This is a genomic window from Streptomyces ficellus (genome assembly GCF_009739905.1).
GTDB lineage: Bacteria > Actinomycetota > Actinomycetes > Streptomycetales > Streptomycetaceae > Streptomyces > Streptomyces ficellus_A.
Genome location: NZ_CP034279.1, coordinates 3087314 through 3111246 on the forward strand (window position 1 = coordinate 3087314; position 23933 = coordinate 3111246).

General features: G+C 72.2%; 24 protein-coding genes and 1 pseudogene. 11 read left to right on the forward strand and 14 right to left on the reverse strand.

All coding sequences use genetic code 11. The features are described 5' to 3' along the window. The first annotated feature begins 1 nt into the window (after position 1). The 4 genes and pseudogenes from EIZ62_RS13470 (at position 2) to EIZ62_RS13485 (ending at position 1944) form a co-directional block, all read left to right on the forward strand. On the forward strand, positions 2 to 316 hold the full coding sequence (locus EIZ62_RS13470; protein WP_156692929.1) for a hypothetical protein: 315 nt from the start codon (positions 2 to 4) through the stop codon (positions 314 to 316). Then, positions 268 to 519 (forward strand): annotated as a pseudogene (locus EIZ62_RS13475) (type II toxin-antitoxin system VapC family toxin); the annotation flags it as partial. The gene EIZ62_RS13470 and the pseudogene EIZ62_RS13475, both read left to right, overlap by 49 nt. A gap of 169 nt (positions 520 to 688) precedes the next feature. Then, complete coding sequence (locus tag EIZ62_RS13480) at positions 689 to 1150, forward strand: glycine-rich domain-containing protein (RefSeq protein ID WP_156692931.1); 462 nt, start codon at positions 689 to 691, stop codon at positions 1148 to 1150. Positions 1151 to 1254: 104 nt separating this feature from the next. Beyond that, positions 1255 to 1944, forward strand: coding sequence for a class I SAM-dependent methyltransferase (locus tag EIZ62_RS13485; protein WP_156692932.1), 690 nt, complete (start codon positions 1255 to 1257; stop codon positions 1942 to 1944). Between the two features lie 10 nt (positions 1945 to 1954). Here the strand turns inward: EIZ62_RS13485 and EIZ62_RS13490 are convergent, their stop codons facing one another. The 3 genes from EIZ62_RS13490 to EIZ62_RS13500 all read right to left on the reverse strand — a co-directional run bounded on the left by EIZ62_RS13490 (position 1955) and on the right by EIZ62_RS13500 (position 5090). Beyond that, positions 1955 to 3817 (reverse strand): AMP-dependent synthetase/ligase, encoded by a 1863-nt coding sequence (locus EIZ62_RS13490; protein WP_341873945.1) that lies wholly within the window; start codon positions 3815 to 3817, stop codon positions 1955 to 1957. Positions 3818 to 3961: 144 nt separating this feature from the next. Beyond that, positions 3962 to 4249: a hypothetical protein gene (locus EIZ62_RS13495; protein ID WP_244375665.1), complete on the reverse strand. Its 288-nt coding sequence runs from the start codon at positions 4247 to 4249 to the stop codon at positions 3962 to 3964. Between the two features lie 205 nt (positions 4250 to 4454). Further along, positions 4455 to 5090: a TetR/AcrR family transcriptional regulator gene (locus EIZ62_RS13500; RefSeq protein WP_156696374.1), complete on the reverse strand. Its 636-nt coding sequence runs from the start codon at positions 5088 to 5090 to the stop codon at positions 4455 to 4457. Between the two features lie 236 nt (positions 5091 to 5326). On the opposite strand from EIZ62_RS13500, the gene EIZ62_RS13505 reads away from it, so the two are divergent. Continuing rightward, entirely contained in the window at positions 5327 to 6499 is a 1173-nt protein-coding gene (locus tag EIZ62_RS13505) for a S8 family peptidase (RefSeq protein WP_156692934.1), read from the forward strand. Between the two features lie 63 nt (positions 6500 to 6562). Here EIZ62_RS13505 and EIZ62_RS13510 read toward each other — a convergent pair whose 3' ends face one another. From EIZ62_RS13510 to EIZ62_RS13535, 6 genes are all read right to left on the reverse strand, one after another. Beyond that, positions 6563 to 7930, reverse strand: coding sequence for a dicarboxylate/amino acid:cation symporter (locus EIZ62_RS13510; RefSeq protein WP_425281815.1), 1368 nt, complete (start codon positions 7928 to 7930; stop codon positions 6563 to 6565). A gap of 358 nt (positions 7931 to 8288) precedes the next feature. Further along, positions 8289 to 8543, reverse strand: coding sequence for a DUF4229 domain-containing protein (locus EIZ62_RS13515; protein WP_156696375.1), 255 nt, complete (start codon positions 8541 to 8543; stop codon positions 8289 to 8291). 122 nt (positions 8544 to 8665) lie between these two features. After that, positions 8666 to 9193: a GNAT family N-acetyltransferase gene (locus tag EIZ62_RS13520; protein ID WP_156692936.1), complete on the reverse strand. Its 528-nt coding sequence runs from the start codon at positions 9191 to 9193 to the stop codon at positions 8666 to 8668. A 111-nt stretch (positions 9194 to 9304) separates the two neighbouring features. Beyond that, a complete protein-coding gene (mqnE, locus tag EIZ62_RS13525) occupies positions 9305 to 10468 on the reverse strand; it encodes an aminofutalosine synthase MqnE (RefSeq protein WP_156692937.1) in 1164 nt (387 codons plus the stop codon). Positions 10469 to 10538: 70 nt separating this feature from the next. Further along, positions 10539 to 10994, reverse strand: a complete 456-nt coding sequence (locus EIZ62_RS13530; RefSeq protein ID WP_064070042.1) for an Lrp/AsnC family transcriptional regulator — start codon at positions 10992 to 10994, stop codon at positions 10539 to 10541. Between the two features lie 167 nt (positions 10995 to 11161). Then, entirely contained in the window at positions 11162 to 11836 is a 675-nt protein-coding gene (locus EIZ62_RS13535) for a UbiX family flavin prenyltransferase (RefSeq protein ID WP_156692938.1), read from the reverse strand. A gap of 141 nt (positions 11837 to 11977) precedes the next feature. Here EIZ62_RS13535 and EIZ62_RS13540 point away from each other — a divergent pair, with 141 nt between their 5' ends. Then, positions 11978 to 12604, forward strand: coding sequence for a rhomboid family intramembrane serine protease (locus EIZ62_RS13540; RefSeq protein WP_156692939.1), 627 nt, complete (start codon positions 11978 to 11980; stop codon positions 12602 to 12604). Here EIZ62_RS13540 and mqnP read toward each other — a convergent pair. Then, complete coding sequence (gene mqnP / locus EIZ62_RS13545; RefSeq protein WP_156692940.1) at positions 12594 to 13514, reverse strand: menaquinone biosynthesis prenyltransferase MqnP; 921 nt, start codon at positions 13512 to 13514, stop codon at positions 12594 to 12596. The genes EIZ62_RS13540 and mqnP overlap by 11 nt on opposite strands. Beyond that, entirely contained in the window at positions 13511 to 14962 is a 1452-nt protein-coding gene (locus tag EIZ62_RS13550) for a menaquinone biosynthesis decarboxylase (RefSeq protein ID WP_156692941.1), read from the reverse strand. The genes mqnP and EIZ62_RS13550 overlap by 4 nt, the downstream gene beginning before the upstream one ends. An 88-nt stretch (positions 14963 to 15050) precedes the next feature. On the opposite strand from EIZ62_RS13550, the gene EIZ62_RS13555 reads away from it, so the two are divergent. From EIZ62_RS13555 to EIZ62_RS13575, 5 genes are all read left to right on the forward strand, one after another. Next, positions 15051 to 15365: a PLD nuclease N-terminal domain-containing protein gene (locus EIZ62_RS13555; RefSeq protein WP_156692942.1), complete on the forward strand. Its 315-nt coding sequence runs from the start codon at positions 15051 to 15053 to the stop codon at positions 15363 to 15365. 83 nt (positions 15366 to 15448) lie between these two features. Beyond that, positions 15449 to 15904 (forward strand): nucleoside deaminase, encoded by a 456-nt coding sequence (locus EIZ62_RS13560; RefSeq protein ID WP_156692943.1) that lies wholly within the window; start codon positions 15449 to 15451, stop codon positions 15902 to 15904. Beyond that, positions 15897 to 16841 (forward strand): isopenicillin N synthase family dioxygenase, encoded by a 945-nt coding sequence (locus EIZ62_RS13565; RefSeq protein WP_156692944.1) that lies wholly within the window; start codon positions 15897 to 15899, stop codon positions 16839 to 16841. Before EIZ62_RS13560 ends, EIZ62_RS13565 begins: the two co-directional genes overlap by 8 nt. Before the next feature lie 75 nt (positions 16842 to 16916). After that, positions 16917 to 18989, forward strand: a complete 2073-nt coding sequence (locus EIZ62_RS13570; protein ID WP_156692945.1) for a hypothetical protein — start codon at positions 16917 to 16919, stop codon at positions 18987 to 18989. Position 18990: 1 nt separating this feature from the next. Then, positions 18991 to 20538 carry a type 1 periplasmic-binding domain-containing protein gene (locus EIZ62_RS13575; protein ID WP_156692946.1) on the forward strand — a complete coding sequence of 516 codons (1548 nt, stop codon included), beginning with the start codon at positions 18991 to 18993 and terminating at the stop codon, positions 20536 to 20538. 26 nt (positions 20539 to 20564) lie between these two features. Here the strand turns inward: EIZ62_RS13575 and EIZ62_RS13580 are convergent, their stop codons facing one another. The 3 genes from EIZ62_RS13580 to resB are packed head-to-tail and all read right to left on the reverse strand — an operon-like array spanning position 20565 to position 23930. Next, the gene (locus EIZ62_RS13580) at positions 20565 to 21083 is read right to left on the reverse strand and encodes an SRPBCC domain-containing protein (RefSeq protein WP_156692947.1); all 519 of its coding nucleotides are present in this window, start codon (positions 21081 to 21083) and stop codon (positions 20565 to 20567) included. 37 nt (positions 21084 to 21120) lie between these two features. Further along, the gene (gene ccsB / locus EIZ62_RS13585) at positions 21121 to 22200 is read right to left on the reverse strand and encodes a c-type cytochrome biogenesis protein CcsB (protein ID WP_156692948.1); all 1080 of its coding nucleotides are present in this window, start codon (positions 22198 to 22200) and stop codon (positions 21121 to 21123) included. Beyond that, complete coding sequence (gene resB, locus EIZ62_RS13590) at positions 22197 to 23930, reverse strand: cytochrome c biogenesis protein ResB (protein WP_156692949.1); 1734 nt, start codon at positions 23928 to 23930, stop codon at positions 22197 to 22199. The genes ccsB and resB overlap by 4 nt, the downstream gene beginning before the upstream one ends. Positions 23931 to 23933 lie beyond the last annotated feature (3 nt).

Here is a 23933-nt window from a genome sequence, read left to right on the forward strand (position 1 = left end):
CATGGCGACCACACCCGCTCCCGGTGAAGGGCCCGTGCGGCCCGTCTCCGTGTCCTTGCACGAGGGCACCATCGCGGCGCTCAGGGAGCGCACCGGCAAGCGCGGCATGTCCGCGTACGTGGAGGCGCTCATCCAGCGACAACTGGAACGCGAGCGCCTCCGCGAGCTGATCGAGGAGGCGGAAGCCGAGCACGGCCCGGCCGATCGGGAAGCCGTCGAGGCCAAGCGGGCGATCCTGCGCGGAGGCAAAGCCGATTCGGCGTATGCGATCCCAGAATCCACCAGGCGCGATTCGACCACGCGATCTCGCGGGTGAACATCGTCCCGCCCACGGAACCCATCGCACGCCGAGCGAGCAAGCTCCTCGCGTCGGCCGGACTACACGGACACAAGTACGCGCTGGACGCCATCGTGGCCGCCACCGCGCTGGCCTCTCCGGCACCGGTGACCGTCCTCACCTCCGACCCGAAAGACCTCCGAATCCTCTGTGGTGACGACATCACCGTGATCAAGGTCTGACCCAGCCGAAGGCCGGCTCATCGTCGCCCGTCTTCATACAGCGCGCAGCGTTCGGCGGCGCATCGGGTCCTCCTCGGCGCGCGGACTGGACGTCAGCCATGAGATGACCGGCACGGTGTGCTCGGGACACAGCGCTCCGAAACCCGGGGCTCCGTCCACCGGAGGCACCATGGCCATGACTGTCGTTCCGCTCGCCGCCGACCCGACCACCGGACCGAGCCGCTCGGTCCGGGACGTCGTGCCAGACGAGTTGTGGGACAAGCAGGTCGGACTGCTCATGCGGGACTACCCCTATGACTCGGTCATGGCGACCCGGGTCCTGGGTCAGGGTTACGTCTACTTGCTGACCGCGATGCGGCACCGGGGCGAGTCCTTGGGGCTCGCGCCCAGCAGGCTCGTGGACATCGGCGTTCACACGATCATCCTGGACACCGTCGCGTACTCGGCGCTGTGCGACAAGCACAACGGTGGGCACTTCCTGCACCACGTGCCGGAGGTGGGGATGAAGAACGACGGCTCGGTGCTCAGGACGGCGCAGATCGTCGCCGCCGACGGCTGGGACGTCGACCTGCCTCTCTGGGCGGACGCCGCCGACTGCGGCCCATGCCACCCCGGTAACGACTCGCATTGATCGTCCTGCGTCTCGGTCCCCGGCAAGAGGGGGCCCGAGACGCGCAAGGGTGACATTGTCGCGATCCCGCCCGACACCGCGGCCGCACCGCCAGCATAGGGCGGATGACCACCACCACAGATCTCTGGCATCACTACGGCCGCATCCGCGCCGAGGGGGACCGGGCGGTCCCCGACACCTTTCACTGGACCTGGAGCCAGGACGGTGGTCCCGGTGCGGAGCTGCTGGGGGACCTGTCCGGGCGGGTCGTCGCCGATCTCGGGGCCGGGGCGGCCCGGCATGCCGCTCACCTCGTCATGCACCAGGATCCGTCCGAAGTCGTCGCGGTCGACTCCTCCCCCGCCCAGCACCACATCGCGACCGACCTGTTCAGCCACCTCGCGCCGCGCCTTCGGATCGTCCGGTCCGACGCCGTCTCACACCTGCGGGGGGCGAACGGCCCCTACGACGTGCTCTACAGCGTCTTCGGCGCCGTGGACTTCACCGATCCCCGCGAACTGCTGCCGGCCGCCCTCGTCGCTCTGCGGCCGGGTGGGCGCCTGGTGTTCGCCACCCTCGCGCACTACCTGAGCGGCGCTCCTGCACAGGCGGACATCACGGCCGCCGACGTCCCGGCGAAGACGCCCGAGGGAGCGGCGGCCACGATGCGCCGGTGGGTGCTCCAGGAGCACATCTGGGTGAAGGCCCTGGACGAGGCGGGGTTCGCCCGGATCAGCGCCGAGGTGCTGCCCGCCACGGGAGAGGGTCCCCGTACCGCGGCGACCCTGCTCCTGACCGCGTATCGACCGGCGTGAGAGGCGGGGGTCAGCGGCCGTCACCCTCGTACAGCGCTTCGATGTCCGCCGCGAAGTCCCTTGCCACGGCGGCGCGTTTGAGCTTCAGGGAGGGCGTCAGGTGGCCGCCCTCCTCCGTGAAGTCGGTCGCCAGGACGCGGAAGCGGCGGATGGACTCGGCGCGGGAGACCAGGCGGTTGGCCTCGTCGACGGCCTTCTGGAGCGCGCCGCGCAGGTCCTCGTCGGCCACGAGGTCCCGCAGCGGCACGTCGTCCTTCTTGTTCATCCGGCGCCAGTGGGCGAGGCCGTCGGGCTCCAGGGTGAGGAGGGCGGTGACGTACGGGCGGTCGTCGCCGACCACCATGCACTGGGAGACCAGGGGGTGGGCGCGCAGCCAGTCCTCCAGTGGGGCGGGGGTGACGTTCTTGCCGCCCGAGGTGATGATGATGTCCTTCTTGCGGCCCGTGATGGTGAGGTAGCCGTCCTCGTCCAGCGCGCCGAGGTCACCGGTGGCGAACCAGCCGTCCGTGGCCACCGGCACGGGGTCGCCGCGTTCCGCGTCCCAGTAGCCGGCGAAGACGTGGCCGCCCCGCAGCAGGACCTCCCCGTCATCGGCGATCCGTACCGACGTGCCCGGCAGGGGCCGGCCGACCGTGCCGAGCTTGGGCCTGAGCGGCGGGGTCACGGTGGACGCGGCGGTGGTCTCCGTGAGGCCGTACCCCTCGAACACGTCGATGCCCGCGCCCGCGTAGAACGACGCCAGGCGCCTGCCCAGCGGGGAGCCGCCGCAGATCGCGTACCGGACGCGGCCGCCGAGGGCCGCCCGGACGCGGCGGTAGACCAGCGGGTCGTACAGGGCGCGGGCGAGCCGCAGCCCGCGTGACGGGCCGGGACCGGTGCCGTGCTGCGCGGCCTCCACCGCCTCGCCGTACCGCCCGGCGATCGCGGCCGCCCGGTCGAAGGAGGCGGCGCGGCCCATCTTCTCGGCGGTGGCGCGGCCGGTGTTGAAGACCTTCTCCAGGACGTACGGGATGGCGAGCAGGAACGTCGGCCGGAAGCCCGCGAGGTCGGCGAGCAGGTCCTCCGTGCGGATCGAGGGCGCGTGCCCGAGGCGTACCCGGGCGCGGAGGCAGGCGATGGCGACCATGCGACCGAAGACGTGGGACAGGGGCAGGAACAGCAGGGTGGAGGCGGGGTCCTTGCTGACGCTCTTGAAGACGGGGTGCAGCAGCTCCACCGCGTTGTCGACCTCGGCGAAGAAGTTGGCGTGGGTGATGACGCAGCCCTTGGGGTGGCCGGTGGTGCCGGAGGTGTAGATGAGGGTGGCGATCGACTCCGGGGACAGGCCGGCCCGGCGGGCGGTGACGACCTCGTCGGGTATCCGGTGGCCGGCCTGCTTCAGGGTGCCGACGGCTCCCGCGTCGAACACCCACAGGTGGCGCAGGTCCGCGAGCTGCCTGCGTTCGGTGCTGATCATCCGTGCCTGGTCCATGGTCTCGACGACGCAGGCGACGGCGCCCGAGTCCTGGAGGATCCAGCGGGCCTGGAAGGCGGAGGACGTCGGGTAGACGGGGACGGTGATCAGACCGGCGGCCCAGGCGGCGAAGTCGAGCAGGGTCCATTCGTACGTGGTGCGGGCCATGACGGCGAGCCGGTCGCCGGGCCGCAGGCCCTCGGCCACCAGGCCCTTGGCGACGGCGAGCACCTCGGCGGCGAAGCCGGCGGCCGTGACGTCGGACCAGGCGCCCTCGGCGTCCTTGCGGCTGAGCACCGGATCGGCGGGCGCCTCGCGGGCGTTGTCGAAGGGGATGTCGGCGAGGGACCCGCTCGTCGCGGGCGGGACCAGCGGCGGTACGGAGACTTCGTGCGGCGGCGGGGCGGGGGCGGGCGTCACGTGCGGCTCCTTCGTCGGGCGGGGCCGGGGCGGGCGTGGGGTGCCGCCCCGGGCCAGTTCCTGACTTCTCAGTAACCTTACTCAGGAGTAAATCTAGGGCTCCGCACGGAGCTTGGACAGTGAGCCGCCCCGCCCTGTTCCGGATCAGGACCCGGCGCGGCCGTAGAGCCGTTGGTGCCACTCGTTGGCGTCGGGTCCAGGCGGGTCGGTCAGGACGGGGTTCGGGCCGGTCTCGATGAGGTGGAGGAGCGTCCAGGCGACGCCGTAGCAGTCGTCCGGGCCGAAACAGGCGACGAGCGCCCGGGCCTCCTCCCCCGTGACCGGCCTGGCGATCGCCTCGAGTTGCGCGACCCGCCGGTCGATCTCCTCCTCGCTCGCGTCCCAGTCGGGAAGCGGGCCGTCGGCGACGAACGCCTGCACTTCGGGTCTCATGGCCGGGCCATCCTCTGCTGTCGTCACCGCGCACACGGTGCACACGGCGTCAGGCATCCTGGCCGGTCGACCGGGAGGGGTGGCGGGCGGGGGGCGGGTCGCCGGAAGCGGGGGTGGGCGGGGGCCGGGCCTGCGGGGAGCCGGGCCGTTGCGAGCCAGGGCCGCCGGGAGCCGGGCCGCTGCGAGCCGGGCGGCTCGGTTCAGCTCACCGGGTCGGTGACCAGCGGTGTCCGTCCATGAGGCCGGCCAGGCCGGTCCAGGCGAAGTTCATCAGGGTCGCGGCGGCCTCGTGGGCGGAGACCCCGGGCGTCTCGTTGGCCCACTGCGCCAGCGACTCGGCCGCGCCGACCAGCGCCTGGGCGAGACCGGACACGTCCCGGTCGCCGAACGCGGGGTCCTGGTGCGCGGCGCGGGCCGCCTCACCTATCAGGCCGGTGACGAACGCGGCGAGTTCGGCCCGCATTTCCGCCACCTCGGCCGCGAACGGCTCGCCGTGGGTGCGGGCCTGCTGGTGCAGCACGGCCCAGCCGTCCGGGTGCTCGGCGGTGTGGGCGAAGAACGCGGTGAGCCCCGCCCACAGTTGCCGGTCGGCCGGCATGCCCGGCCCGGCGGCGCCCTCCGGCTCCACGGCGCCGCGCACGGCGGCGACCAGCGCGGCGGCCTCGCGGCGGATGCAGGCGGTGAAGAGGTCTTCCTTGGAGTTCAGGTACAAGTAGACCAACGGCTTGGAGACACCCGCCAGTTCGGCGATCTCGTCCATCGACGCCGCGCGGTACCCGCGCTGCCCGAAGGTCTGCACGGCCGCGTCCAGCATCTGCTGCTCGCGCTCGGCCCGCGGCAGGCGTTTCGCCCTCGCACCCGTGCTCTTCACGAAGCCCGTCCTCCTACTACTTCTCGGTAGGCGGTAAGACTACGGCCCGCCGGAAGGGCGCGTGCCGCGCACATAACCCGTGGACACATGCGCCGTTCGCCACCGAAAGTGTTCGCGTCACTCCAGTGAGTGATGCCGGGCGATGGTGGCGGGCTGCTTCCCTGGGTCTGTCGCTCTTTGCCGGACACTCCCGATCGGAGTTCTGCATGAGGCTGTCCGCTCGCCGCGCCTTCGCCGCGATGCTCCTCCTGCTCCCCCTCACCGCGACCCCCGCCACCGCTGCCGCTGCCGACGACGACGAGCCCGCCCCCCTGCGCACCACCGCCGCGCCCGTCCCCGGCCAGTACATCGTCACCCTGAAACCCGGTTCCGCCTCGGCGGCCGGGGTCACCCAGCGGCTCGGCGTCACCGCGCTGCACGAGTACTCCACCGTGCTGCGCGGGTTCACCGCCAGGCTCGAAACCGCCCAGCTGGCGACCGTGCGCGGCCTGCCGGAGGTGGCGGCGGTGGAGCAGGACGCGGTCGTCACCGCGAGCCCGCCGCGCGCGAACCGCGCCCCGGCGTACAGCTGGGGACTGGACCGGATCGACCAGCCCTACCTGCCCCTCAACCAGCAGTTCAACGTCAACAGCACGGGCTCCGGCGCCACGGCGTACATCCTCGACACCGGGATCGACTACGGGCACCAGGAGTTCGGCGGCCGCGCGAGGCCCGGGTTCGACGCGATGGGCGACGGGCGCAACGGCCAGGACTGCAACGGTCACGGGACGCACGTGGCGGGCACCGTCGGCGGGGCGAACTTCGGCGTGGCCCGGCAGGCGGCGCTGGTGAGCGTCCGCGTCCTCGGCTGCGACGGCCGGGGCACCCTGGGCGGGATGATCGCCGGCATGGACTGGGTGGCGAAGAACGCCAGGCAGCCCGCGGTGCTCAACGGCTCCCTCGGCGGCCCGCGCAGTGACGCCGTCAACCAGGCGGCGACGAATCTGTCGGACAGCGGCGTCCTCCCGGTGGTCGCCGCCGGCAACGACTCCATCGACGCCTGTAACGTCTCCCCCGCGAGCGCGGCCCGGGTCCTCACCACCGGGGCAACCAACCACCAGGACCAGGAGACCGACTTCTCCAACTACGGCCCCTGCCTGGACGTCTACGCACCCGGGGCGGCCATCCTGTCGGCCCGCCTCGGCGGCGGCAGCGTCTCCCTGAACGGCACGTCGATGGCGAGCCCCCACGTCGCGGGCGTGGCGACGCTCCTCAAGGCCCGCTACCCGGGGGCGAATTCCGCGCAGGTCTACACCTGGATCATGGACCAGTCGGTGAAGGACGTCCTCACGGTCACCAAGTCCTCCCCCAACCGCCTCCTCCAGACCGGCGGCCTGTGACGGCGACGGTGCCCCCGACCCACGGCGGGTCGGGGGCACCGTCGCGTGCGCGAGTGCGAGCCGTCAGGCGGTGGCCGGCACGGTCACCTTCCGCTCGGCGTCACGCACGCCGTACGCGTCCTCGTCCTCGTCGTCGATCGGCGAGGACGACGCCGCGTTGTACGCGTCGTGGTCGAGGATCTTCTCGCGGGCGGCGACGATCACCGGGACGAGCGCCTGGCCGGCGACGTTCGTGGCCGTGCGCATCATGTCCAGGATCGGGTCGATCGCCATGAGCAGGCCGACGCCCTCCAGCGGCAGGCCCAGCGTGGAGAGGGTCAGCGTCAGCATGACGGTGGCGCCCGTCAGGCCGGCCGTGGCGGCGGAGCCGATCACCGAGACGAACGCGATCAGCAGGTAGTCGCCGATGCCCAGCTGGACGTCGAAGATCTGCGCGATGAAGATCGCGGCGAGCGCCGGGTAGATCGCGGCGCAACCGTCCATCTTGGTGGTGGCGCCGAACGGGACGGCGAACGAGGTGTACTCCTTCGGCACGCCCAGGCGCTCGGTGACCTTGACCGTGACCGGCATGGTGCCGACGGAGGAGCGGGAGACGAAGGCCAGCTGGATGGCGGGCCAGGCGCCCTTGAAGAACTGGACCGGGTTGACCTTGGCGACCGTCGCGAGGAGCAGCGGGTACACGCCGAACAGGACCAGCGCGCAACCGATGTAGACGTCGGCGGTGAAGGTGGCGTACTTGCCGATGAGGTCCCAGCCGTAGTCGGCGATGGCGTAGCCGATGAGGCCGACGGTGCCGATCGGGGCGAGGCGGATGACCCACCACAGGGCCTTCTGGAGCAGGGCCAGCACCGACTCGCTGAAGGTGAGGATCGGCTGGGCCTTCTCACCGAGCTTCAGCGCGGCGACACCGGCGACGGCGGCCATGAAGACGATCTGGAGGACGTTCAGCTCGGTGAACGGCGTGATGACGTCGGTGGGGATGATCCCAGTGAGGAAGTCCAGCCAGGAGCCGGCGCTCTCGGGCTTCTCGCCGTCCTTCGGGGTGAGGCCGGTACCGGCGCCCGGGTTGGTGAGCAGGCCGATCGTGAGGCCGATGGCGACCGCGATCAGCGACGTGATCATGAACCAGAGCAGGGTGCGGGTGGCCAGCCGGGCGGCGTTGTTGACCTTCCGCAGGTTGGTGATGGACACCAGGATCGCGAAGAAGACGAGCGGCGCGACGGCCAGCTTCAGCAGCTGGACGAAGATGTGGCCGACCTGGTCGAGGGTGGTGTGCAGCCACTGCACGTCATAGGTGCGGGTGACCCAGCCGAGGACGACGCCGAGGACGAGACCGGCGACGATCTGGGCCCAGAAGGGCACCTTCGGTATGCGGCGGCGGGTGGGCTGGGCATCGGGGTTCGCGGTGCTCGCGGACGCGGACACGGACACACTCCAGTGGTGCGTATCGGGGAATACGGGACGAGGGGTGCGGCGCGCGCGCCTTTCGGCGGCGCCGCTGCATGATGCCGGGTCAGACTGCGCGGCAACAGACCGCGGACATACAGCGGCAGAGGTCGACATGCAGGCGCGCCACGAGCGGGATGCCCATGGCGTCGTCTTGGAGGCGCACTGCTGTCGTCACGTCGAACACGTTAACACTTGAACTTTGAGGACCTCAAAGCACTTCTTTGGGACGCGGGCCCGGGTGCGGGCACGGTCAGGGGCCCGGGAACGCCAACACCCCCGTGCGAAGCGCGGCTTCGGCACGGGGGTGCGGGAAAGGCGGGTGGGACGGGCGTGAGCCACGTCACTGCGTGACGCTGTCCTCGCGGGTCCGGTTCGCCTCCAGGCGGGCCTTCGCGGTGTCGACCTTGTCGACGATCTGCGCGGACATCGCGTCACGCTGCTTGCGCAGCAGGACGAAGCTGAGCGGCGCCGAGATCACGATGGACAGCAGCAGCACCCACAGGAGGTTGGAGTCACCGAGGCCGCGCGGCAGCGCGCCGACGTACACCAGGCCCCACAGGACGAGGAAGCACCCGGCGAAGACGCCGAGACGCATGAGGGTGTACCGGATCGTGGCGCTCGTGCTGGCAGCAGCGGACACGGCGGGGCCTTCTTCCTTCGTATTCCTTCGTACGGCGTTCCTGCCTGACTAGTGAAGCACGTGACGAATCGATCAATTCAGGGGGTGAGGGGGAGGTACATGATGATGTCGTCGCGGTCGTCCCCGTCCGCCACCCGGATCGCGTCCGGGACCCGCCCGACCTCCTTGTAGCCGCACGAGGCGTAGAACCGGTCGACACCGGTGCCGCCCCGGCAGGTCAGCCTGATCGCGTCGATGCCGTCGAGGCCGCGTACCGCCGCCTCCGTCGCGGCCATGAGGTCGCGCCCGTACCCCTTGCCCTGGTGACGCGGGTGCACCATCACCGTGTACAGCCACACCCAGTGCGTCATCAGGCGGTGCGTGTTGTGCGCGATGAACGCCGTCGCCGCGACGGCGCCGTCCTCGTCCCGGCCGACGAGCAGCCGGGTGCGCCCCTCGGCCATGGCCGTGAGATGCCCGACCCACTCGGGGCGGATGTCGTCGGGGGTGACGGGCGGAACGAAGCCGACGGAGCCGCCCGCGTTGGAGACGTCCGTCCACAGGGCGAGGACGCCGTCCCGGAGGGTGGGGTCGACCGGCGGGTCCAGTTCGAAGGTCAGCGGCATGCGTACGACGATAAACGGCGCGGCGCGGGGCCCGTGCGGCCGTCCGCGGGCCGGCCACCGGACGCCCGGTGACCGGCCCGGAGCGCGCCCCGGCGCGGCCGGCGCGACGGGTCAGACGCGCATCGGCTGGGGCGTCTCGCGGCGGCCCTCGTCCGGGCCCGGGTACTCGCGGATGATCTCGTAGCGCGTGTTGCGCTCCACCGGGCGGAAGCCGGCGTCGCGGATCAGCTCCAGCAGGTCCTCGCGGCCCAGCTTGTTGGGGGTGCCGTAGTTGTCGGCGTCGTGCGTGATCTTGTACTCGACGACCGAGCCGTCCATGTCGTCCGCGCCGTGCTGGAGCGCGAGCTGGGCGGTCTGGACGCCGTGCATGACCCAGAAGACCTTGACGTGCGGAACGTTGTCGAAGAGCAGCCGCGAGACGGCGAAGGTCTTGAGCGCCTCGGCGCCGGTCGCCATCGTGGTCCGCGCCTGGAGCCGGTTGCGGATCTTGCCGTCCTGCATGTCCACGAAGTCGTGCTGGTAGCGCAGCGGGATGAAGACCTGGAAGCCGCCGGTCTCGTCCTGGAGCTCCCGCAGCCGCAGCACGTGGTCCACCCGGTGCCGGGGCTCCTCGATGTGCCCGTACAGCATCGTGCACGGGGTCTTGAGGCCCTTCTCGTGCGCGAGGCGGTGGATCCGGGACCAGTCCTCCCAGTGGGTGCGGTGGTCCACGATGTGCTGGCGGACCTCCCAGTCGAAGATCTCCGCGCCGCCGCCGGTGAGGGACTCCAGGCCGGCCTCGATCAGCTCGTCGAGGATGTCGGACGCCGACATCCCGGAGATGGTCTCGAAGTGGTGGATCTCGGTGGCGGTGAAGGCCTTCAGGGAGACGTTCGGCAGCGCCTTCTTCAGCTCGCTGAGCGAGCGCGGGTAGTAGCGCCACGGCAGGTTGGGGTGGAGCCCGTTGACGATGTGCAGCTCGGTGAGGTTGTCGTTCTCCATCGCCTTGGCGAGGCGGACGGCCTCCTCGATGCGCATGGTGTACGCGTCCTTCTCGCCCGGCTTGCGCTGGAACGAGCAGTACGCGCACGACGCGGTGCACACGTTGGTCATGTTGAGGTGCCGGTTGACGTTGAAGTGGACGACGTCACCGTTCTTGCGCGTACGCACCTCGTGGGCGAGGCCGCCGAGCCAGGCCAGGTCGTCCGACTCGTAGAGGGCGATGCCGTCCTCGCGGGTCAGCCGCTCCCCGGACCGGACCTTCTCCTCGAGCTCGCGCTTGAGCCCCGCGTCCATAGCAGGCCGCCTCCCATACGTGCGTCAATCGGGCTCCACCACCGTACTCCCCCGCATTCGGGGGGCGGCGTCAGCCCTCCTCCGGCAGGTCGCCGACCCGGTTCTCCCACTTGGTCGACAGCACGATGGTCGTCCGCGTCCGGGAGACGCCCTTGGTGCCGGACAGCCGGCGGATGGTCTTCTCCAGGCCGTCCACGTCGCTGGCGCGCACCTTGAGCATGAAGGAGTCGTCGCCGGCGATGAACCAGCAGTCCTCGATCTCGGCGAGGTCCTTGAGCCGGCGGGCCACGTCCTCGTGGTCGGCGGCGTCCGAGAGGGAGATGCCGATCAGCGCCGTGACGCCGAGGCCGAGGGAGGCGGAGTCCACCGTGGCGCGGTAGCCGGTGATGACGCCCGCCGCCTCCAGGCGGTTGATCCGGTCGGTGACGGAGGGCCCGGAGAGCCCGACGAGCCGGCCGAGCTCGGCGTACGAGGCCCGGCCGTTCTCACGAAGGGCCTGGATGAGCTGCCTGTCCACGGCGTCCATATACCTGAAGCCTTCCATTATTCAGCAATACAGCACGTTCATTGTAGAAACAAAGGCACACGGATCCAATGCCCTGTGAATCTTTTAAATGATCAAAGGTGATTCGTCGGGCGGCGACACTCACCGTGTACACGATCGGGATGACCTACGCCCACATGCGCGCGGACTCACTCGTCCCCGCGGGCGCCGCCGAGCTCTCCCTTCCAGCGGCGGTACAACCGGTGCGGGACGCCCGCGGCGTCCAGCACCCGTCCCGCGACGAAGTCCACCAGGTCCTGGATGTGCGTCGCCCCCGCGTAGAACGCCGGGGAGGCGGGCAGCACCACGGCGCCCGCGTCGTCCAGCGCCACCAGGTGCCGCAGCGTCTGGCCGTTCAGCGGCGTCTCCCGGACCGCCACCACCAGCGGCCGCCGCTCCTTCAGCGTCACGCTGGCCACCCGCTGCAACAGGTCCTTCGACAGGCCGAGCGCCACCCCCGCCACGCACGCGGTGGACGCCGGCACGATCAGCATCCCCTTGACGGGGTACGAACCCGACGACGGCCCGGCCGCGAGGTCGCCCGCCGCCCAGTGCCGCACGTCCGACACGTCCGCCCGGAACGTGCCCGGCTTGCCGTCCGCGCCCCGCGACAGCCACTCCGCGAGGTCCTCGCGCCAGTGCGCGTCGCGGAAGGCGATCCCGGTCTCGTCGAGCAGCGTCAGCCGCGACGCCCGGGACACCACCAGATCGACGCTCTCCCCCGCGGCGAGCAGCCCGCGCAGCACGGCGGCGGCGTACGGGGTTCCCGACGCCCCCGACACCCCGACGACCCACGGACGACGCTGCGTTTGTACCGGCTCCACGCCGCTGAGCCTATCCGGCCCCGCCCGCGGGGGACCGGTCGGTGGGGGTCGGGCGGCCGGCGCGGAACCGCGGGCGCGCACCGGACGTTTCCGGGAGGAGACACGCCGGCGCCACGGCGCGCGACACGGCAGGGGGCCGTCATGGCGAACACCACGGGCAGCGACGTCGGCGGCCGGACCCGCGCCGACCGGGTCAGGGCCGCCGCCCTGCTGGTCGGCGCGTGGGTGGCCCTGCTGTGGCTGCTGGAGGCCGTCGACGTGGTGAGCGGGCACGCGCTCGACCCGTACGGCGTCTCGCCGCGCGAGGTCGCCGAGCTGCGGGACGTCGTCCCGTCGGCGTTCCTGCACTTCGGCTTCGGGCACGTGGCGGCGAACACCGTGCCGCTGCTGGTGTTCGGGTTCCTCGCCGCGCTCGGCGGCGTCCGCCGCTTCCTGGCCGTCGCCGCGCTGATCGTGGTCGTCGACGGGCTGGGCGTCTGGCTGGTCGCACCCTCGTACAGCGTCACGGCGGGCGCGTCGGGCCTGGTCTTCGGCCTCTTCGGCTATCTGGTGGTGCGCGGCTTCGTGGACCGCAGCCCGCTGGACATCCTCACCGGGCTGCTCGTCGGCGCCGTCTGGGGGAGCACGATCCTGCTGGGCGTGCTGCCCACGCAGTCCGGCGTCAGCTGGCAGGGCCACCTGTTCGGGCTGCTCGCGGGCGTGGCGGCGGCGTTCGTCTTCCGCCGCCGCCCACGCGCGGCGTCCGGGGCGTCCGGGCTCAGAGGCTGAGGCCGCGCACCAGCAGATCGGTGAGCGCGCACACGAAGAGCGCGACGCCGATGAAGCCGTTGGTGGTGAAGAACGCCCGGTTCAGCCGGGACAGGTCGTGCGGGCGCACGATGGTGTGCTCGTAGACGAACGCGACGGCGACGATCAGCAGGCCCGCCCAGAAGAACACGCCCGCGCCGGTGGCCAGCGCGTACCAGACCAGCAGCGCGGTGGTGACGACGTGGCAGGCGCGGGCGCCGTGCAGGGCCGCTGGGATGCCGAAGCGGGCGGGGACGGACTTCACCCCGTGGGCGCGGTCCGCCTGCACGTCCTGGCAGGCGAAGATCAGGTCGAACCCGCCGATCCAGACGCCCACGGCGAGCCCCAGGATCACCGCGTCCCAGGACCAGGCGCCGGTGACCGCCAGCCAGGCACCGACGGGCCCGATGGCCTGCGCCAGGCCCAGGATGGCGTGCGGGAAGTTCGTGAACCGCTTGCCGTACGGGTAGACCACCATCGGGACGACGGCGACCGGCGCGAGCGCCAGGCAGAGCGGGTTCAGCAGGGCGGCGGCGCCCAGGAAGGCCGCCAGGGCCACCAGCGCCCCGGTCCAGGCGGACCGGACGGACACCGCGCCGGTGACCAGCTCGCGGCCCGCCGTGCGCGGGTTCCGGGCGTCGATCTCGCGGTCGATGATCCGGTTGCAGGCCATCGCGAAGGTGCGCAGGCCCACCATCGCCACGGTGACCAGGAGCAGCTCCGTCCAGTGGACGGTGGCGTCCTCCTGGTACATGGCGGTGAGCGAGGCGATGTACGCGAAGGGCAGCGCGAAGACCGAGTGCTCGATGAGGACCAGGCGCAGGAAGGCCCGCACCTTCCCGCCGCCCGGCTGCGGCACCGCCGGCGCGCCGGCGGACGCGGACGCGGTCACAGCCCGTACTCCTTCCAGCGGCGGTCGACCAGGGCCGCCGTCGCCGGGTCGGACTCGACCATGTCCGGCCAGCCGCCGTCGCGCGTGTAGCCCTCCTCGGGCCACTTCTTCGTGGCGTCGATGCCCGCCTTGCCGCCCCAGAACTGCTGGTACGACGCGTGGTCCAGGTGGTCGACCGGGCCCTCGACGACCGTGAGGTCGCGGGAGTAGTCGGTGTTGCCGAGGGCCCGCCAGGACACCTCGTGCAGGTTGCGGACGTCGCAGTCGGCGTCGACGATCACGATCAGCTTGGTCAGCGACATCATGTGGGCGCCCCAGATGGCGTGCATCACCTTCTGGGCGTGCTTCGGGTACTTCTTGTCGATCGAGACGATCGCGCAGTTGTGGAAGCCGCCGGACTCCGGCAGGTGGTAGTCCACGATGTCCGGCACGATGATCTTGAGCAGGGGGAGGAAGAAGCGTTCCGTCGCCCGGCCCAGCGGGCCGTCCTCCGTCGGCGGGCGGCCCACCACGATCGACTGGAGCAGCGGCCGCTTCCGCATGGTCACGCAGTCGATGGTCAGCGCCGGGAACGGTTCCTGCGGGGTGTAGAAGCCGGTGTGGTCGCCGAACGGGCCCTCGGGGAGCATCTCGCCCGGCTCCAGCCAGCCCTCCAGCACGACCTCCGCCTGCGCCGGCACCTGGAGCGGGACCGTCTTGCAGTCGACCATCTCGATCCGCTTGCCCTGGAGGAATCCGGCGAACAGGTACTCGTCGATGTCCTCGGGCAGCGGCGCCGTCGACGCGTACGTCACGGCGGGCGGCGCGCCGAACGCGATCGCCACCGGCAGCCGCTCCCCGCGCCGGGCGGCGACCTGGTAGTGGTTGCGGCTGTCCTTGTGGATCTGCCAGTGCATCCCGATGGTGCGCCGGTCGTGGCGCTGGAGGCGGTAGAGACCGAGGTTGCGGATGCCGTTCTCGGGGTGCTTGGTGTGCGTGAGCCCCAGGTTGAAGAACGACCCGCCGTCCTTGGGCCAGGTGAAGAGGGCGGGCAGCTGCTCCAGGTCGACGTCGTCGCCGGTCAGGACGACCTCCTGCACCGGCGCGTCCTTGACCTTCTTCGGCGGTACGTGGGTCATCGCGCCCAGCTTGCCGAACGCCTCGCGCACGCCCACGAAGCCGTGCGGCAGCTCCGGCTTCAGCAAGCCGCCGATCTTGGCGCTGATCTCGTCGTAGGACTTCAGCCCGAGCGCCTTCAGCAGCCGGCGGTCCGTCCCGAAGACGTTCATCGCGAGCGGCATGGCGGAGCCCTTGACGTTCTCGAAGAGCAGGGCCGGGCCGCCCGACTTCTGGACGCGGTCGACGATCTCCCCGACCTCCAGATACGGGTCGACTTCGGCCTTGATGCGCTTGAGGTCGCCTTCGCGCTCCAGCGCCCTGAGCAGCGAGCGGAGATCGTCGTAAGCCATGGGGCCCAGTATCCGGTACCCGTTACGCTGGGTTCGTCACCGGGGCTTGGGAAACGCGCCCCGCCAACGCTTCAGGGGGCCGTCCCACATGCTCAGGGCACTGCTGTACATCCTGCCGCTGGCGCTGGCGATCTATGCGTTCATCGACTGCCTGAACACCCCCGAGGACGAGGTGAAGCACCTCCCCAAGGTCGCCTGGGTCTTCATCATCCTCCTGTTCTGGGTGGTCGGCCCGATCGTCTGGGTCGTCGGCGGCAAGCAGCGCCGCCCCCGGGCCGCCGGCGGTCGCGCGGGCCGCTCGCAATGGGTCGCCCCGGACGACAACCCCGAGTTCCTGAAGTCGCTCCGCGAGGAGAAGGACGAGCAGCAGGACGACGGCGACACCGGCCCCGACCGGACCTGACCCCCGCCCGGCCCTCACCCGCCGGGCGCGGGGAACCGGGCCGCCGGGGGAATTCCGGCGGCCGGCGGGGAAGGCTTCCCGCCATGGACAGTGAGCAGCAGGTACGGCGGTGGCTGGACACCGCCGTCGCCGAGGCGCGGGCCGGGCTCGCCGAGGGCGGCATCCCCGTCGGGGCCGCCCTCTACGGCGCGGACGGCACCCTCCTCGGCCGGGGGCGCAACCGCCGCGTCCAGGACGGCGACCCCTCCGTGCACGCCGAGACGGCCGCGTTCCGGGCGGCCGGGCGGCAGCGGTCGTACCGGGGGACGACCATGGTGACCACGCTCTCGCCGTGCTGGTACTGCTCGGGGCTCGTGCGGCAGTTCGGGATCTCCCGGGTGGTGATCGGCGAGGCGGAGACCTTCCACGGCGGGCACGACTGGCTCGCCGCCCACGGCGTGGAGGTCGTCCTGCTCGACGACCCGGCCTGCGTGGCGATGATGCGCGGCTTCGTCGCCGAACACCCGGCGCTCTGGAACGAGGACATCGGCGATGAGTGAATTCCCGGCCTCCGAGGCGGCCGTCCCCGTCGTCGACCTGGCGCCGTGGCTGTCCGGCGACCCCGCCGCCCGCGCGGCGACCGCGCGGACCGTCGACCGGGCGCTGCGCACCGCCGGGTTCCTGCTGGTGACCGGGCACGGCGTCGACCCCGCGCTGCGGGCGGCGATCCGGCGCGAGGCGCGGGACTTCTTCCACCTGGACGCGCGGGTCAAGGCGCCGTACGCCGTGAAGGTCGGCGGGCGCGGCTGGCTCGGGCCGGGCGCGGAGGCCAACGCCCACGCGGAGGGTGCCGTCAGCCCGCCGGACCTGAAGGAGTCGCTGTCCTTCGCCTCCCACGAGCCGACCGGCGACCCGGCGGTGGACGCCGAGTGGTTCCTGCCCAACACCTGGCCGGCCGAGGTACCGGGGCTGAGACCACTGGTGGAGGAGTACCTGGCGCGGATGCGGGAGCTGTCCGACCGGCTGCTGGGCCTGCTGGGCGAGGCGCTCGGCGAGGGCGAGGACTTCTTCACCCGGCACACCGGCCACCCCACCTGGGGCTTCAACATCAACTGGTACCCGGGGCGGGACGTGGTGGGAGAGCCGGAGCCGGGCCAGTTCCGGATCGGGCCGCACACCGACTTCGGGACGGTGACCGTGCTGGACCGGCAGGCGGGCCGGGGCGGGCTCCAGGTCTTCACGGACGACGCGGGCTGGCAGGACGCCCCGTACGACCCGGACGCGTTCACCGTCAACATCGGTGACCTGATGGCCTTCTGGACGGGCGGGCGCTGGCGCTCGGGCCGCCACCGGGTGCTGCCGCCGCCCGCCGACGTACCCGCCGAGGAACTGATGTCGCTGGTGTACTTCTACGAGTGCGACCCCGGCACGGACGTCCGGGGCACCGACTCGCACACCTACCTGCGCGCGCAGCTCGACGCGATCACGACTGCATGACGGTTCGCCCGACCCCGCACACGGCCAACGGTTCGAAAGTAACCTTGACTTGACGCTGAGTCACGGGGGGTGGCGGTGGACAGGGAGCTGTACGGCCGCGAGGCGGTCCTGGACGACACCGGGCTGGCCGCGCGGCTGACCGGCCTCACCCCGTACGGCTTCGCCGCCGCCGCGTACGAGCACGGCGACGACCCGCCCGTCACCGTCTTCACCGGCGGACGCGGCATGGGCAAGACCGCGCTGCTGAAGCAGATCCGCAACGCCTACCGGGGCGGCACCCCGCTCGCGCTGCTGGACTGCGCCCACATCGAGCCGCCGCTCGACCACGGGCCCGGCTGGAACCCGCTGACGGGCGCCCTCGCCGAGCTGGCCGTACAGCTGTCGCCGAAGGTCCACTCGGCGAAGCCGGTGGAGTTCCCCCGCCTCGCCCTGGGCCTCGCGGCGGTCGCCGTCACCGGCTGGTCGCAGGAGGACGACGACCGGGCGCGGCGCGACCTCCAGCGCCTCGGGCCGGTCCTGGCGACCGTCGACGAGACCAAGGGCGCGGCCGGTACGTGGGTCTCCAAGGTGCTGGCCAAACTCGCCGCCACGGCCGCCGAGTCGACGGCGCCGCTCGCCGGGGTGCTGGCCGAGGCGACGGTGGAGACGGTCCTGGAGGAGGTGTTCGGCCGCTACCAGCGCAAGTCCAAGGCCTGGTACGGCGCCTACCGCAACGCGGGCGGGCGCGGCGAGCTGGGGCTGCACCAGCTGGCGGTCGACTTCGAGCAGGGCGGGCGGCGCCGGGAGGAGGCCGAGGGGTTCCTCGTCGGCGCGCTCGTGGAGGACGTCCGCCGCGCGTACACGGGCCTCACCCGGCGCGGCACCCGGCGCGGCCGCCCCCTGGTCCTGCTGGACAACGCCCACCTCCCGCTGGGCCGCCGCCTGGTCGAACCCGTCCTGCGGGACCGCAGCGCCGGGCACCGCGACCAGCTGGTGATCGTCGCCTCGTCCCGGGACCGCGACCACGAGGGGCTGAGCCGGGCGACCCGGGCGCGGCTGCCGGAGGTCGCCCACCGGGCGCCCTGCCCCCGGGGCCCGGACATCACGTCGGGCATCCTCGCCGTGGAGCTCACCCCGCTGGGCGCGGCGCACACCCGGGCCGTGTTCGACCGGCACGACCCGGCCGGGCGCACCCCGGCCGGCCTGTCCCGGGCGGTGCACCGGCTGACCGGGGGCCGGCCGCTGGCGGTGGCGCTGCTCGGGCGGGCGGCGGGCGGGGTGCCGGCGGAGCGGCGCGGGGCGCTCACCCCGGGCGCGCTGCTGGACCTGACGGTGGAGCTGCGCGAGGACGCCCCCGCCGTGCCGGTCGCCGCGACCCTGCTGGGCGAGCTGCTGCCGCCGGGGCTGCGCCCCGACGTGGCCGCCGTGCTGGCCGCCGCCCACGACGAGGGGTCGGCCCGGGTGCTGGCCCGCACCCGGCTGCGCGGCGCGTCGCTGGAGGGCGACATGGCGCTGCTGGTGCGGGACGCGCTGCGGGCGGACGGCTGGCCCGAGGGCGACGGGCACTTCGTCGCCGACCCGCTGCTGCGGGCCCTGCTGCTGCACCGGCTGCGGTTCCACGACGGCGACGCGCCCGCGTACGCCGCGTGGCGCGCGGTCCACGAGACGCTGCACCGCCACCACGGGCCCACCCCCGACGCGGCGCCCCACCGGCTCCGGCAGGAACTGGCGCTCGGCCGGACCGAGGGGGCGGTGACCGAGCTGCGGCGGGCGTTCCCCGGCCCGGACGTCCTCGGCTGGCTGGGGCGGCTGCGGATGATCGCCTCCGCCCCGTACCCCCGCGAACACCGGAGCACCGGGCCCGACCCGCGCCGCGCGGTGGCGCTCGGCGAGGACCCGGGCGGCCCGCTGCCGGACGGCCTGGACGGGGACGCGGCGGCCCTGCACCTGTGCCTGCGGCGGCTGCTGCACGCGGTGTGGCTGCTGACCGACCACCTCGCCCTGCCCGACGACGACGTGGACGACATGCTGGTGCACGAGCTGCGCCAGCTCTCCGGCCGGCACCTGACCGGCACCAGCCCGCTGTGGGACGCGGCCACCCACTGGCCGAAGGACATCCGTGCCTGGCGGGGGCTCACCGTCCCGCCGGGCCGGGAGGACGGAGTCTGACGTGCCCCATCCCCTGCGCTACCGGGTCTTCTACACCACCCGGCAGAAGATCGTCACCAGCGCGCTGGTGCTGGCGCTGCTGGCCGCCGGCACGGTGTACGCCGTCGGCCGGCTGACCACCCCGGAGGACCGCTCCTGCGCGCCGGGGGTGGCCCGCCCGGCGGGCAGCGCCGAGTGCGTCGGGGTCTCCGGCGACGGCCACGACTTCGGGGTCCCGGCCCTGCGGGACGTCGCCCGGGCCATCGACGAGGAGAACGACCGGCTGGAGCCCGGCCAGTACGCCACGGTGGCGCTGCTGCTGCCGCTGACGTCCACCAGCCCCTCGATGCGGACCAAGATCCTGCACGAGGTGCAGGGCGCGTTCGCCCAGCAGTACGAGGCCAACAACCGGTCCAACAACCAGGTGCCCAGGATCCGGCTGGTCCTCGCCAACACCGGCGACGGCAACGCCCACTGGCGCCCCACCGTGGACGCCCTGAAGGGCATGACCGGTGCGCCGCACCACCTGCGCGCCGTGTCGGGCATAGCGACCAGCAGCGCCCCCGTGCGGCAGGCGGTGACCGAGCTGACCGGTGCGGGCGTCGCGGTCGTCGGCACCACCATCACCGCCGACGACCTCACCAACGGCCCCGGCCGGAAGCCGTTCCCGGGCCTCGCCCGGGTCTCCCCCACCAACAGCGACGAGGCGGACGCCCTCGCGCACTTCGGGCGGGTGGACGCGGCGAAGGCGATCCTGGTCCACGACGCCCGCGACGGCGACCACTACACGGACACCCTGAAGGGCGCCTTCTCGAAGCTCCTGGCGAAGTCCCCGTACCAGCCGCAGCTGTTCACCTCGCCGAAGAACCCGAACGACGAGGGCACCACCGCGAACACCTTCCAGCAGATCGCCCACCTGCTGTGCACCACGCGCGCGGACACCGTGTACTTCGCCGGACGCCACACCCAGCTGCGGCAGTTCATCAACGCGCTGGGGGCACGCGGCTGCACCCACCGGGCGTTCACCGTGCTGACCGGCGACGAGGGCTCCTACCTCGGCGCCGACCCCGAACTTGACCGCGACGCGCTGGGCGCCGGGCTGACCGTCCGGTACGCGGCGCTGGCCCACCCCGACGCCTGGCAGCCGTCCCCGGGCCGGAAGCTCCCGGCGACGGGCGGCTCGGCGCAGGCGTACGAACGGTTCCGCGCCGTCCTGGCGGCGGTGTCGGGCCCGGAGGCGGGGCCGGTCGGGGCGATCGAGCTCTCCGACGGCCAGGCGATCGTCGCGTACGACGCCATGGCGGTCGCCGTGCTGGCGATCCGGCGGGCCACCGTACGGGGTGAGCGGCTGCCTGCCCTGGAGGACGTGGGCCTCCAATGGCCCCAGATGACCGGCGACCTGCGGGTGCGGGGCGCGGGCGGCTGGATCTGCCTGGACAACCACGGCAACCCGTACAACAAGGCGGTGCCGGTGGTGGAGCTGACCCGCGACAAGCCCCGCTTCGTCCAGATCGCCTGGCCGGAGGGCAAGCCCCCGACCGGCGAGTGCATGCCCCCGCGCACGCCCTAGGGAGGGAGCGCGGTGGGCCGTGCGCGTTACGACGCGTCGAAGTCCCGGGCCTCGTACTGGTCACGCAGTTCCTGCCAGCGTGCCCGGGACCAGGACGGCCAGTCGGCCAGGTGGCCGTCGAGGGAGTCGGCGAGGTACAGGAAGTGGTCGTGCCAGCCGGCCAGGCAGTCGAGCCGGAAGTCCTCCGTGCCCCGGAACTCGTTGGTGAACCGCAGCACGGTCGCCCTCGGTCCGCCGCCCGGCTCCAGGTGGAACCGCGCCCGGCCGTGCGTCTGGAGCGTGTACTCGACGACCCGCTCCAGGTCCCAGGCGGTGACGGTGCCGCTCACCAGGGTCGTCGGCGCGGTGTTGAGCCAGCGCAGGACGACCTCGCCGCCCAGCCGGTTCTGCAGGACCTCCGCCTCGGCGAGCCACCCCCGCAGCCCGCCGGGGGTGGTCAGGGCGAGCCAGACGCGTTCCTCCGGGTGGGGCAGGGGCACCACGAACCGCAGGACGTGGCTGCCGTCGTGGCTCTCGCTGGTACCGGGCGGGATCTGATCGGCCATGCCTCCAGCGTCCCGCGCTCCCGGGGCCCGCGCTACCTCACACGCCCGCGTACGAGTGGAGGCTGTTCACGAACATGTTCACGCCGTAGTAGTTGAAGAGCCAGCACGCGAACGCGATCAGCGCGACGTACGCGGCCTTGCGGCCCTTCCAGCCGGCCGTCGCCCGGGCGTGCAGGTAGGCGGCGTAGGCCACCCACGTGATGAACGACCAGACCTCCTTGGCGTCCCAGCCCCAGTAGCGGCCCCACGCGTCACCGGCCCAGATGGCGCCCGCGATGATCGTGAACGTCCACAGCGGGAAGACCGCCGCGTTGACCCGGTAGGCGAACTTGTCCAGGCTCGCGGCCGCCGGCAGCCGCTCCAGGACCGAGCGGGCGAAGGCGCTCGGCGTGCCACCGTTCGCGATCTTGTTCTCGTAGGTGTCGCGGAACAGGTACAGCAGCGTGCCGACCGCGCCCAGGTAGAACACCGCGCCGCAGAAGATCGCGGTCGAGACGTGGATCCACAGCCAGTACGAGTGCAGGGCGGGGACGAGCTGGTCGCTCTCCGTGTACAGCCAGGTCACGGCCACGCCCAGGTCCAGCAGGACGGTGGTGACCAGCGGCAGACCCATCCAGCGGACGTTCTTCCGCGCCACCAGGAAGCCCAGGTACGCGCCGACCACCACGGTGGAGAAGGTGATCGAGAACTCGTACATGTTGCCCCAGGGGGCGCGCTGCACGGACAGGGCGCGGGTGACGACCCCGGCGGCCTGGACGAGGAAGGCGAGGGTGGTCAGCGACACGGCGATGCGCCCGTACAGGTCGCCCTTCTCGTCGCCGCCGGCCGCGCCGGGCCCGTCCGGTACGTCACGGGCGCCGGTGGCGGAGCGGGTGACCACCTTCGGCTTGTCGAGGACGGCGGTGCCCCCGCCCTGCCGGCCGGCGTGCGCCTCGGCCCGCGCCCGTGCGGTGGCGGGCGTCAGGGCCGCCGCCGTACGGCCGACCTTGCTGCGGCTGCCGAGGACCCACTCGGCGATGTGCGCGAGGAAGGCCAGGATGTAGACCGCCATGGCGGAGTAGACGAGCACGTTGCTCATCTCCGCCAGGCTCTCGTTGGTCGCGGCGGCGAGATTCACTTCTCAGCCCCTTCGTCGGCTGGTGCGGGTTCGTCGCCCGGCTCGGGTTCGTCGCCCGGCTCGGGTTCACCGGCCGGCTCTGTCGCGGTCGGCTCCGGCGCGGTCGGCGCCCGGTCGTGCAGCGTGGTGGCCAGGTCGGCCAGTTCCTCGGGGAGCTTCGCGGACTCGCTCCGCCCCAGGCCCGCCATCTCGACGACGGTCACGCCGTCGTCCCCGCGTACGGCCCGGACCCACACCCGGCGGCGCTGGACGAACAGCGAGCCGGCCAGTCCGGCGATCGCGGCGATGGCGCCGGCGAGGGCGAGCCCGTTGCCGGGCTGCTGGGAGATCTGGAAGCTGGCCCACTCCTTGATCTCCTTCTCGAAGGTGATCGAGCCCGCTCCCCCCGGCAGCGTCATGGTCTCGCCCGGCAGCAGCGTCTTCTTGAAGATCTCGCCGTTCGCGTCCTTGAACGGCTTCATCTTGCTGGTGTTGAGCTGGTACACGTTCTGCGGCAGGCCGCCGTCGACGCGCAGGTCGCCGTGGTAGGCACTGAGGTTCAGCGCCGGGAAGGCGAGCGCGGGGAACTCGCTGAACATCTGGCCGTGGCCCTTGCCCGCGAACGTCGGGACGAAGAAGGCCGGGAAGCCCAGCTGAACCTTCTTGCCGGTCTTGTCGCGGTAGCCGTCCATCACCTTGACCACACCGGTGGAGGTGATGTTGTTGTCGATCGGCAGCAGCGGCACGGCACCGTGGAAGACCTCCTTGCCGCTGCCGTCCTTGACGGTGACGACCGGCGCGTAGCCGTGGGAGATCAGGTAGACCTTCGAGCCGTCGACCTCCAGCGGCTCGTTGACCCGGATGACGCCGCGCTTCTTCACGCCGTCGGCCCGCGAGTAGGTGACGTCCGCCTCGAAGGTGCGCGGGGTGCCGCGCTGGGGTCCTGAGGACTCGTACGTACCGGTGAACTGGTTCAGCCGGAAACTGAACGGCGCCAGCTCGTCGGTGGAGAACAGGGACCCGGACCTGAAGTCGTCGTACTGGCTGAGCGTGTTGGCGAAGCCGTCGTCCTCGACGATCAGCTTGCCGCCCTCCGACTTGAAGAGCTGGCCGGTGGCGAACGCCACCAGCATCACGATCAGCGCGATGTGGAAGAGGAGGTTGCCGACCTCGCGCAGGTACCCCTTCTCGGCGGCGACCGCGTCCCCCGCCGTGTGCGCGCGGAAGCGGCGGCCGCGCAGCATCCTCAGGGCGGCCTCGCGCACCTCCTCCGGCTCGGCCGCGGTGCGCCAGCTGGTGTACGCGGGCATGCGGGTGAGCCGCTTGGGCGCGGCGGGCGGCCGGTTGCGCAGTTGGCCCGTGAACTGCCAGGTGCGCGGGACGATGCAGCCGATGAGGGAGACGAACAGCAGGATGTAGATCGCGGAGAACCACACCGAGCTGTAGACGTCGAACAGCTGGAGCCGGTCGTAGACCGGCGCCAGGACCTCGTGCTGCTCCTTGAAGGTGCGGACCTTCAGGTCGTCGACGTTGTTCTGCGGGATCAGCGAGCCCGGGATGGCGCCGAGGGACAGCAGGAAGAGCAGGATCAGCGCGACCCGCATGGAGGTCAGCTGCCGCCAGAACCAGCGGATCCAGCCGAGGACGCCGAGCGCGGGCCCGCCGCCCGAGAAGGTCTCCTCCCTGGGGGCGGTGGACAGCTGCGCGCCGGCCTCCGCCTCGTCGCGTGCGGTCGTCTCTGTCTTGCTCATGGA